Genomic DNA, 8,455 nt, shown 5'->3' on the forward strand with positions numbered 1-8,455 from the left:
GAGGAGGAGAAGGAGCGCCAGCTGGCCGCCAAGGAAGAGGAGCTGGCCCCCGCGGGCAAGCCGTACATCGTGGTGAGCCTGGCCGAGCGGCGGATGCTGTACATCCAGGGCAAGGACACGCTGTACCGCGCGTCGGTGGCCGTGGGCAGCGGCAAGACGCTGGTGATGGGCGGGCAGACCAAGCGGTTCATCACGCCGCGCGGGCGCATGTCCATCACTCACAAGGAGCTGGACCCGGTGTGGGTTCCGCCCAACTGGCACTACATCGAGTACGCGCGCCAGCGGGGGATGAACGTGCGCGACATGAGCAACGCGTCGCCCAACGCGCTGGCGGGGTACCCGGCGGGGCGCGTGCCGGTGAGCGGCAACACCGTCATCATCCCGCCCTGGGGCAGCCCACAGCGGGCGCACAAGGGCGTGCTGGGCGTGGCCAAGCTGGAGATGTACGACGGGTACTACTTCCACGGCACCGACAACCCGGCGTCCATCGGCAGCGCGGCCAGCCACGGCTGCATCCGCATGCACGCGGCCGACATCCTGTGGATGTACCGCAACGTGCCCCTGGGCACCCCGGTGTACATCTACTGAGCCCGCGCCGAATGCGGGATCACGAGAGCCCCGGCGGACTTCGCGTCCGCCGGGGCTTCTTTTAGTGCGAAAGTGCGAAAGTGCGGGGACACTGGCTGGCAAACCTGCCTTTCGATGGAGCCCCAGCCAGCGTCATCCTGAGGGAGCGCCGCGCGTAACGTGAACGCGCGCAGGGCTTTGGCGCGACCGAAGGATCTTGTGTGCGAGACTCGGGGGCGGATTTGGTGCACCAGGGCAGCCGCAGAGGTTCGCGGGCAAGATCCTTCGTCGCCGCCAGGGAACCTGCATGGACCCAGTCTGCGCGGCGGCTCCTCAGGATGACGCTTCGAGCCGATCAGAGGTTGTGTGCGGCAGGCGCCGCGCGCGCTGTTCACGATGAGAGCCGCAGTTCAACCTCCCCCAGGGGTTTTTGGGGGAGGTGGGCGAGCTCCGCGAGCCCGGAGGGGGCGCTCGCTCGCTACAGCTCGCGGGTCATCTCGATCATCGTGCGGCGAAAGCCGGCGCGGGCAAACAGGCGCTGCGCCGGCTCGTTGCGCTCCGCCGTGGAAAGCACCACGCGAGGCGCGCCACGTGCCTCCAGCGCCGCGATCGTCGCATCCAGCAGCATCCGCCCCACGCCCTGCCCGCGGTGATCCGGATCCACCACCACGTCGTACAGCGCGCCCGCCGGCCCACGCAGCGCCATGTAGTCGTGCCCCTCCACGCCGGCGTACGTGTAGCCCACCACCGCGCCATCCCGCTCCGCCACGAGCACGACGACGTTCGGCTCCCGCAGCTGCGAGCCCAGGAACGCGGCGTACAGGCGGTCCGTCTCGGGCGTGGCGGCGATGAATCGCTGCGGATCGAACGCGTGGTGCACGCGCACCAGCAGCGCGCCCAGGCGGCCCAGCGCGGGCAGGTCCGCGGGCGCGGCGGGGCGGACGAGGACGGCGGAAGCGTCGGATGGCACGGGGCGTCGGTCGGCGGTCAGGAGGTGGGCGCGTCGGCGGAGTCCACGCGGTAGCGCAGCCAGACGAAGTCGTCCGCGCGGCGCTCCACGCTCTCCAGGTGCAGCCGGCGCGGCGTGACCTCGCCCTCGTCGTCGAAGAGTGCGGGGGTGCCCACGCGCCCATCCGCCACGGGGGCGATCAGCAGGCTCACCTCGTCGATCAGCCCGTCGCGCAAAAAGCCGCCGTTGATGCGCCCGCCGCCCTCCAGCATGAGCGTGCGGATGCCGTACTCCGCGCCGATGCGCTCCAGCGCGCGCGGCAGGTCCACGTCGCGCGCGCCCGCCAGGATGTACGACACGCCGCGCTCGCGCAGGAACGCCAGGTACGCGTCCGACACGCGCTCGGAGAGGACGGCCACCACGTGATCGCCGTCGATGTCGCTGCTCTCCCACGCCAGCCGCCCGCTGGCGTCGATGGCGAACGCGAACGAGTCGAACTCGCCCGGCGCGCGAAAGTCCTCGCGGGGGCCGCCGGAATGCTGCCGCGCGACCTCGTCCTCCGCACGCAGCCCGCCGGCGAACGGCTCCATGGTCACGCGGCCGCAGATCCACGCGTCGGGGTCGTAGCCGGCGTGCACCTGCTCGTACTGCCGCCGCCCCTCGTCGCTGACGGGCCAGCGGTCCACGACGATGCGCCCGTCCGTGGACGTCATCATGTGGCAGATCACGCGCGGTCGGCGCGAGGTCGTGTGCTCCGTCGTCATCGATCGATCCGTCTCCCTGATTCTACCCGTAACGCGACGCCGCGTGATTCGGTGATGATGCAGATGCGCCGGCCCTGCGGCGGGAACCGTGCCGTGATGCGAAGCTGCGTCCGTGCTGGTGCGCGCCGTGCAGCGTGTTTGTCGCCCGCGCGCTCATCCGCCACGATCCAGAAATCCCATGCCGCCCACCGAGCTGCTGATCGAAACGGCCGACGGCCGCTGCCCCACGCACGTCTTTCACCCGGAGGGAAGCGGGCCCTGGCCAGGCGTGATCGTCTACATGGACGCCATGGGCATCCGCCCCGCCATGACGTACATCGCCGAGCGCATCGCCCGAGACGGATACTACGTGCTGCTCCCGGACCTGTTCTACCGCGTGGAGTTCGACTCCAGCCTGGGGCCAAAGGTCTTCAGCGATCCCGCGGCGCGCCAGGACCTGTTCACGCGCGTGATGCCGTCCGCCAGCGCGGCCAACGTCATGCGCGACACGGAGGCGCTGCTGGCGCACCTGGCCGCGGAGCCGCGCGTGCGCGACGCGCCCATCGGCGTCACGGGCTACTGCATGGGCGGCCGGCTGGCGCTGTACGCGGCGGGCCACTTCGGCGAGCGCATTGCCGCGGCGGCGGCGTACCACGCGGGCGGCGTGGCCACGGACGCGCCGGACAGCCCGCACGCGCTGGCGCCGCGGATCAGGGCGCGCGTGTACGTGGCCGGCGCCATCGAGGACGCCAACTTCGATGACGCGCAAAAGGCCCGGCTGGAGCAGGCCCTGGCGGATGCGGGCGTGGACCACGTCGTCACCACGTACGACGCGCGGCACGGGTTCGTCCCGCGCGACACGCCCGCGCACGACGACGCGGCGGAGGCCCGTCACTGGGAGACGCTCCTCGGCCTCTATCGGCAGACGCTGCGGCCGTAACGCACTCCAACCTGATGGAAGGCAATGGGCGGATACGCCTCGCGGCGCGTCTCGGCCCGATGCGCGCAAGTTGACAATTCCCGCCCGTCTCGGCGCATCACCTCATCTACGATCGTGGTAGTTGACAGGAGGGAGCCTTGTCGCCTATTCTACTATCGCGCTAGTTGATCACGCGATGGGGGACGCCATGGAGATCGTGCTGTACGACCGGGAGCTGGAGGTGATGGAGGTGCTGTGGGCGCGCGGCTCGGCCACGGTGGCGGAGGTGCGTGACGCGCTGAAGGACGAGATGGCGTACACCACCGTCCTTACCGTGCTGCGGCGCCTGGAGGAGAAAGGCTACGTCACGCACGAGGAGGAGGGCCGCGCGCATCGCTACCTTCCCGCCATCGAGCGGCAGGCAGCGCGAGAGAGCGCCCTGGAGCGGCTGACGCGCAAGCTCTTTCACGGCTCGCACGCGCTGCTGCTCACGCACCTAGTCTCCCGCGGAAAGCTGTCGGCGGCCGAGATCCGGCGCCTTCGCGAGATGCTGGACGATCAGCAGCCCGGGGAGGAGCCATGATCCTGCCGTGGATGGCCTACGCCACGGCGGTCGCGCTCCTGCTGGGGCTCGCGGCGCTCGTGCTGGAGCGCGTGGTGCGCCTGCGGGGCGGGCCCGTGCGCGGATTGTGGGCGGGCGCGCTCGCGGGATCGCTGCTCGTTCCCGCGCTCGCGGCGATCGTCCCCGCGCTGCCTGGCGCGGGCGGGCCGATTGCCGCGCCGTCCGGCGTACCCTACGCGGCCTCCGCGACGGGCGCGGTCGCGTGGCGGATGGACCCCGGCGCGGTGGTGCCGCGATGGGGCGCCGGGCTGGACGACGTGCTGCGCGCGGGCTGGGCCGTCGCCTCCGCGGCCGTGCTGCTCGCGCTCCTCGGCTCGGGGCTGACGCTGCGGCGCCGCGCGCGCGGGTGGCGCCGGCGGACGGTGGACGGCGTGGGCGTGTGGGTGGCGCCGGACGCCGGGCCGGCGGTCACGGGATTCGTGCGCCCCCGCATCGTGCTGCCGGAGTGGATCGTGGAGGGCGGTCCGGCGCAGCGGGCGCTGGTGCTGGCGCACGAGACGGAGCACCTGCGCGCGGGTGACCCGCGCCTGCTGCTGGGCGCGCTGCTGGTGGCCGCGGCGCTGCCGTGGAACCCGGCGGTCTGGTGGCAGGTGTGGCGGCTGCGCGGTGCCGTGGAGATCGATTGCGACACGCGGGTGCTCGGCGGCGGCGCGGATGCGCGCGCGTACGGGCGGCTGCTCCTGGACGTGGCGGGGCAGGGCGCACCTCACCGGCTGGTGGTCGCCTCCCTGGGCGCGTCCCATTCATCCCTGGAGAGGAGGATCAGGCTGATGCTCACGCCACGACCCCGCAGCTGGCGCACGCGCGCCAGCGCCGCCACCGCCGTTGCCGCCGCGCTGGTGCTGACGGCCTGCCTTGCCGCCCGCCCTGCCCCCGAGGCGCCGCGCGAGGGGCTGGACCTGCGGGTGCAGGTGTGGAGCCTGTCACGGCCCGGCTTTCCGCCCCATCCCCGGGATGAACTGGCGCGCATCCTCCAGGTGGCGAAGGGCCTGTATCCGCCCGCGCTGGAGGAGGCGGGGATCGGGGGGACGGTGATGCTGCACTTCGCCATCCAGCCCGGCGGCGCCGTGGACGCGTCGTCCATCCGCGTGGTCGGCACGCGCCGGCGCGACGAGGCACCGCGCCCGGAGCTGGTCGCGGCGAGCACCGCGCTCGTTCGCCAGCTCGCGTTTGAGCGGGCCGCCGACGGCGGTGACACGGGCGACATCCGCGCGGAGATGGCGATCACCTGGCTGCCGGACCCAACGCGGCGCTGATCGCTCCACATCGGCGTCACGGAGGGCGAGGGGTTGACAGGCCACGGTCCTCTTGTGCATCCTTTTCGGACACGATTTACTGCACCTGAACTCTGGAGGTGACCCATGCTGAATCTCGACCTGGAAGCGCTGCACGTGGAGACGACCGTGATGCAGCCGGAGTACGCGGACGCGGTGCAGTTCGGCGGCGACGGCGCGGCCGTGGCGTCGGTGCTGTACAACACGCAGACGCGCCCCATCGAGCGGCCGAACACCAACTCGTCGCCGTGCGTGGCCTGATCCGGTCTCACGAACCCGGAGCGCGGGCCGAGGCCCGTCGCTCCACCCATCCTCAACGCGGAGCAATCCCATGCGGCTGAACCTGGACCTGGAAAACCTGCACGTCGAAACGACGGAGATGCAGCCGGAGATCGCGGAGGCGTTCGCGGCCGATGCCGCGCTCGCCGCGTCCATCCTGTGGAACACGCAGACGGAGCCCATCCAGGCGGACACCCGCTCGTCCCCGTGCGTGGCGTGACGCCCTGACGGCGCCAGGACGAAACGAGGGCCGGAGCAATCACGCTCCGGCCCTCGTTCATCATCCGCCACGTGTGAAAGGCGCCGTCAGGGCGCGGCGCTCGTGCTCCCGGCGTGGGCGCCTTCGTGGGCGGGGACCACGGGGCTGCCGTGCAGCGTAACCACCGTGACCTCCGGCAGCGCGCCGATGCGGAAGGGGATCCCCCAGAAGTTCGTGCCCGGGTTGATGTAGAGCACGGAATCGTCCCGGCGGTGCACGCCCATGGCCAGGTCCAGGAAGGCCGACGCCACGCTCCACCCCAGCCGCGGGATGGCGAGCTGGCCGTAATGCGTGTGGCCGCTGAGCGTGAGGTTGGCGCCACGTTGGGCCAGCGCGGGCCAGAGCGCGGGGTTGTGCGCCAGGACGAGCGAGAACGCGTCCGGCGGGATGGCCGTCATCGTCCGCTCCACGTCCGGGGCCACGGGGCCCTGGCCGGGCCGCCCGCCCGCCGGGTCGCCCGTGCCGGCGATCCAGAAGCGCGTGCCGTTGCGCTCCACGGGCATGGCCTCGTTCACGAGCACGGTCCAGCCCAGTCCCTCCATCCCGCGCCGCACGGCCGGCCAGCCGGCGTACACGTCGTGGTTTCCCGCAATGGCGTACACGCCCAGCGGCGCCGAAAGCCCGCCGAACGCGCGGCCCAGCGGCTCCACGTCGCGCGCGAAGTCATCCACCTGGTCGCCCGTGAGGACGACGAGGTCCGGCCGCGCGTCCCGCACCGCGTCCGCCACGCGGGCCAGGTGCCGCCGCGAGGTATGCGGCCCCACGTGGGTATCCGAGAGCTGCACAATGCGCATCCCCTCCAGCGCCGCGGGCAGGCCGGCGAAGCGCACGTCCAGCGGCCGCACCACCAGCTGCCGCGTGCCCGCGTATCCCCACACGGCGAGGACGAGCAGCAGCACGCCCATGGCGCCCGCCGTCCATCGCCCCGATACCTGCGCCGCGCCGAAGGGGACACCCACGACCAGCCCCACGACACCCGCGATGGCGATGAGGGGCAGAAAGAGCTGCGTGTACCACGCCGGCCGGTACAGCCACAGCCGCGTGGTGGCGGACGGATACGCGTCGCCGCCCAGGTTGCCGGCAATCACCATCACGGGAAGGAACAGCACCAGGGCCACGACGAGGACGGCCCGCCATCCGCCCGGCACCACGGGCGAGAACAGCGATCCGATCACCATCCACGGCACGGCGTTCCACGCCAGCAGGAACGCCACGATCGTCCAGTATGCAGGCATACGTCCCTTGTCAGTCCGTTGATCCGCTCGTATGCGCCGGCGCCACCCCCAGCCCGGCGTCCAGCGTGCTCACCACCTGCCGCACGTAGTCGGCGATGGGCTCGCCGGCCGCGGACGCGCGCAGCCAGCCCTCCGCGCCCACGCGCAGCACGCCCGTGACGACCATGGCGTCCAGGCGCGCGCGCAGGTCGTCCGCGCTCGTGCCCGCCCGCTCCGCCAGCGCGCCGGCGATGGCGCGCTCCAGCCGCTCGTACTTGCCGTGCGCGCGCTCGCGCAGGGCAGGCGTGTCGCGCTTGAGCCGCTCGATGAGCCGCGCCTCTTCCGCGTCGAACGAGCCAAGCGCGGCGGCGATGGCCTGCTCGGCCACGCGCAGCAGCGGCTCCGCGGGCGGGGCGTCGCGGAGCGCCTGGAGCAGCGTCCGCTCGAACTCCGCGTGGCGCGAGAAGATGACGTCTTCCTTGGAGTCGAAGTAGTGAAAGAACGTGCGGCGCGAAACGCCGGCCGCGGCCGCGATCTCGTCCACGCTCGTCCCGTCGAACCCCTGCTCCGCGAACAGCCGCTGCGCCGCCCCCATCAGCCGCCGCCGCGTCTCTTCCCGCTTCTGCTCCCGCCGTCCCGGCTCGGTCATCGTCACGCCCCATCGATCGATTGCATTGAGTGCAACTTGCATCGAGTGCAAAATACACGCGGCTGCGCGAAACGTGCCCGGCGGCGTCATCCCCCTTGGCGGCCGGCGCCGGTTCCGCGTAGTTTTCGCCCGCTTCTGACGGGATGATCGTCATCCGTCATCCGCGGCTCATCCCCGGGCCGCGGGTCCGCATCTCTCCGCACCCGCACGCACATGCGCAGACTTTTCGCGGTACTCCTGGCCCTTCCGCTGGCCGTCGCCTGCCAGGCGCAGACCTCGCCCGCCCCGTCCGCCGCGCCGGCCGGGCCTCCGCGCGAGACGTCGGCGCAGGAGCGCGAGGCGGTGCTGGCCACGCTGCAGAGCTTCATGAACGCGCTGCGGATGCGCGACACGGCGGCCATGAACGTGCACGTGGACTCGCTCACGCGGATGACGCTCATCCGGCCGCGCCGCGAGGGTGGAACGCGCGTGGTGGTGATGACGGCGCCGGAGTTCATCCGCGCGGTCACGCAGCCGGGCCAGCCGGGGATCGACGAGCCCATCCGCAACCCGGTGGTGCAGGTGAGCGGCGACCTGGCCACCGTCTGGGCCGAGTACCAGGTGCGGCGGCCGGACAACACGGTGTCGCACTGCGGCTTCGACGCGTTTCACCTGGTGCGCCGCGAGGGGCAGTGGAAGCTGCTGAACATCAGCGACACCTTCCAGAACAGTGGCTGCGGCCCCGCCTGGCCCGACTGACCGCCGGTCGGCGGATCGGTGGATCGCGCAGATGCAACACGGCCCCGGCGAGCTTTCTCGCCGGGGCCGTGTTTATGTGCTTCGGCGCATCGTCATCAACGCGCCGTGAACTGCGTCGTTGGCGCCGGGCTCGTGCACGGTGGCGGAGTGTCTCTCGCCCGCGGAGGGCCCCCTCCCCCCGGCCCCCTGCCCCCGCTTCGCGGGGGAGGGGGAGAACTGCGGCCATGCGCGAGGCTCGCCCC

Annotated in this window: 11 protein-coding genes; 7 read left to right on the top strand and 4 right to left on the bottom strand. The window is 72.1% G+C overall.

Translation table 11 applies throughout. The features are described from left to right. A partial coding sequence (locus VFZ20_RS10645; protein WP_329683851.1) for a L,D-transpeptidase occupies positions 1 to 588 on the top strand: 588 nt, incomplete at its 5' end. A gap of 457 nt (positions 589 to 1,045) precedes the next feature. Here the strand turns inward: VFZ20_RS10645 and VFZ20_RS10650 are convergent. After that, positions 1,046 to 1,537 carry a GNAT family N-acetyltransferase gene (locus VFZ20_RS10650; RefSeq protein WP_329683852.1) on the bottom strand — a complete coding sequence of 164 codons (492 nt, stop codon included), beginning with the start codon at positions 1,535 to 1,537 and terminating at the stop codon, positions 1,046 to 1,048. Between the two features lie 17 nt (positions 1,538 to 1,554). Beyond that, the gene (locus tag VFZ20_RS10655) at positions 1,555 to 2,280 is read right to left on the bottom strand and encodes a RibD family protein (protein ID WP_329683853.1); all 726 of its coding nucleotides are present in this window, start codon (positions 2,278 to 2,280) and stop codon (positions 1,555 to 1,557) included. A 178-nt stretch (positions 2,281 to 2,458) separates the two neighbouring features. Here VFZ20_RS10655 and VFZ20_RS10660 point away from each other — a divergent pair, with 178 nt between their 5' ends. The 5 genes from VFZ20_RS10660 to VFZ20_RS10680 all read left to right on the top strand — a co-directional run bounded on the left by VFZ20_RS10660 (position 2,459) and on the right by VFZ20_RS10680 (position 5,573). Then, positions 2,459 to 3,199: a dienelactone hydrolase family protein gene (locus VFZ20_RS10660; protein WP_329683854.1), complete on the top strand. Its 741-nt coding sequence runs from the start codon at positions 2,459 to 2,461 to the stop codon at positions 3,197 to 3,199. Positions 3,200 to 3,374: 175 nt separating this feature from the next. After that, entirely contained in the window at positions 3,375 to 3,761 is a 387-nt protein-coding gene (locus VFZ20_RS10665) for a BlaI/MecI/CopY family transcriptional regulator (protein ID WP_329683855.1), read from the top strand. Continuing rightward, positions 3,758 to 5,056 carry a M56 family metallopeptidase gene (locus VFZ20_RS10670; protein ID WP_329683856.1) on the top strand — a complete coding sequence of 433 codons (1,299 nt, stop codon included), beginning with the start codon at positions 3,758 to 3,760 and terminating at the stop codon, positions 5,054 to 5,056. Before VFZ20_RS10665 ends, VFZ20_RS10670 begins: the two co-directional genes overlap by 4 nt. A 105-nt stretch (positions 5,057 to 5,161) precedes the next feature. Further along, entirely contained in the window at positions 5,162 to 5,335 is a 174-nt protein-coding gene (locus VFZ20_RS10675; RefSeq protein ID WP_329683857.1) for a hypothetical protein, read from the top strand. A gap of 70 nt (positions 5,336 to 5,405) precedes the next feature. Next, positions 5,406 to 5,573 carry a hypothetical protein gene (locus VFZ20_RS10680; RefSeq protein ID WP_329683858.1) on the top strand — a complete coding sequence of 56 codons (168 nt, stop codon included), beginning with the start codon at positions 5,406 to 5,408 and terminating at the stop codon, positions 5,571 to 5,573. An 86-nt stretch (positions 5,574 to 5,659) separates the two neighbouring features. On the opposite strand, the gene VFZ20_RS10685 is transcribed toward VFZ20_RS10680, so the two are convergent. Together VFZ20_RS10685 and VFZ20_RS10690 are read right to left on the bottom strand one after the other, a co-directional pair. Then, a complete protein-coding gene (locus VFZ20_RS10685; RefSeq protein ID WP_329683859.1) occupies positions 5,660 to 6,847 on the bottom strand; it encodes a metallophosphoesterase in 1,188 nt (395 codons plus the stop codon). A 10-nt stretch (positions 6,848 to 6,857) separates the two neighbouring features. Beyond that, positions 6,858 to 7,475: a TetR family transcriptional regulator gene (locus tag VFZ20_RS10690; protein ID WP_329683860.1), complete on the bottom strand. Its 618-nt coding sequence runs from the start codon at positions 7,473 to 7,475 to the stop codon at positions 6,858 to 6,860. Between the two features lie 213 nt (positions 7,476 to 7,688). Between VFZ20_RS10690 and VFZ20_RS10695 the strand changes: the two genes are divergently transcribed. Continuing rightward, the gene (locus tag VFZ20_RS10695) at positions 7,689 to 8,213 is read left to right on the top strand and encodes a nuclear transport factor 2 family protein (protein ID WP_329683861.1); all 525 of its coding nucleotides are present in this window, start codon (positions 7,689 to 7,691) and stop codon (positions 8,211 to 8,213) included. Positions 8,214 to 8,455: the final 242 nt, after the last annotated feature.

Origin of the sequence: Longimicrobium sp. (assembly GCF_036280135.1) — a bacterium.
GTDB lineage: Bacteria > Gemmatimonadota > Gemmatimonadetes > Longimicrobiales > Longimicrobiaceae > Longimicrobium.

Excerpts from the sequence above, each read along its gene's own strand:
- VFZ20_RS10685 (WP_329683859.1), bottom strand. The coding sequence starts at position 6,847 with ATGCCTGCATACTGGACGATCGTGGCGTTCCTGCTGGCGTGGAACGCC.
- VFZ20_RS10655 (WP_329683853.1), bottom strand. The coding sequence starts at position 2,280 with ATGACGACGGAGCACACGACCTCGCGCCGACCGCGCGTGATCTGCCAC.
- VFZ20_RS10670 (WP_329683856.1), top strand. The coding sequence starts at position 3,758 with ATGATCCTGCCGTGGATGGCCTACGCCACGGCGGTCGCGCTCCTGCTG.
- VFZ20_RS10675 (WP_329683857.1), top strand. The coding sequence starts at position 5,162 with ATGCTGAATCTCGACCTGGAAGCGCTGCACGTGGAGACGACCGTGATG.
- VFZ20_RS10665 (WP_329683855.1), top strand. The coding sequence starts at position 3,375 with ATGGGGGACGCCATGGAGATCGTGCTGTACGACCGGGAGCTGGAGGTG.
- VFZ20_RS10695 (WP_329683861.1), top strand. The coding sequence starts at position 7,689 with ATGCGCAGACTTTTCGCGGTACTCCTGGCCCTTCCGCTGGCCGTCGCC.
- VFZ20_RS10690 (WP_329683860.1), bottom strand. The coding sequence starts at position 7,475 with ATGACCGAGCCGGGACGGCGGGAGCAGAAGCGGGAAGAGACGCGGCGG.
- VFZ20_RS10660 (WP_329683854.1), top strand. The coding sequence starts at position 2,459 with ATGCCGCCCACCGAGCTGCTGATCGAAACGGCCGACGGCCGCTGCCCC.
- VFZ20_RS10680 (WP_329683858.1), top strand. The coding sequence starts at position 5,406 with ATGCGGCTGAACCTGGACCTGGAAAACCTGCACGTCGAAACGACGGAG.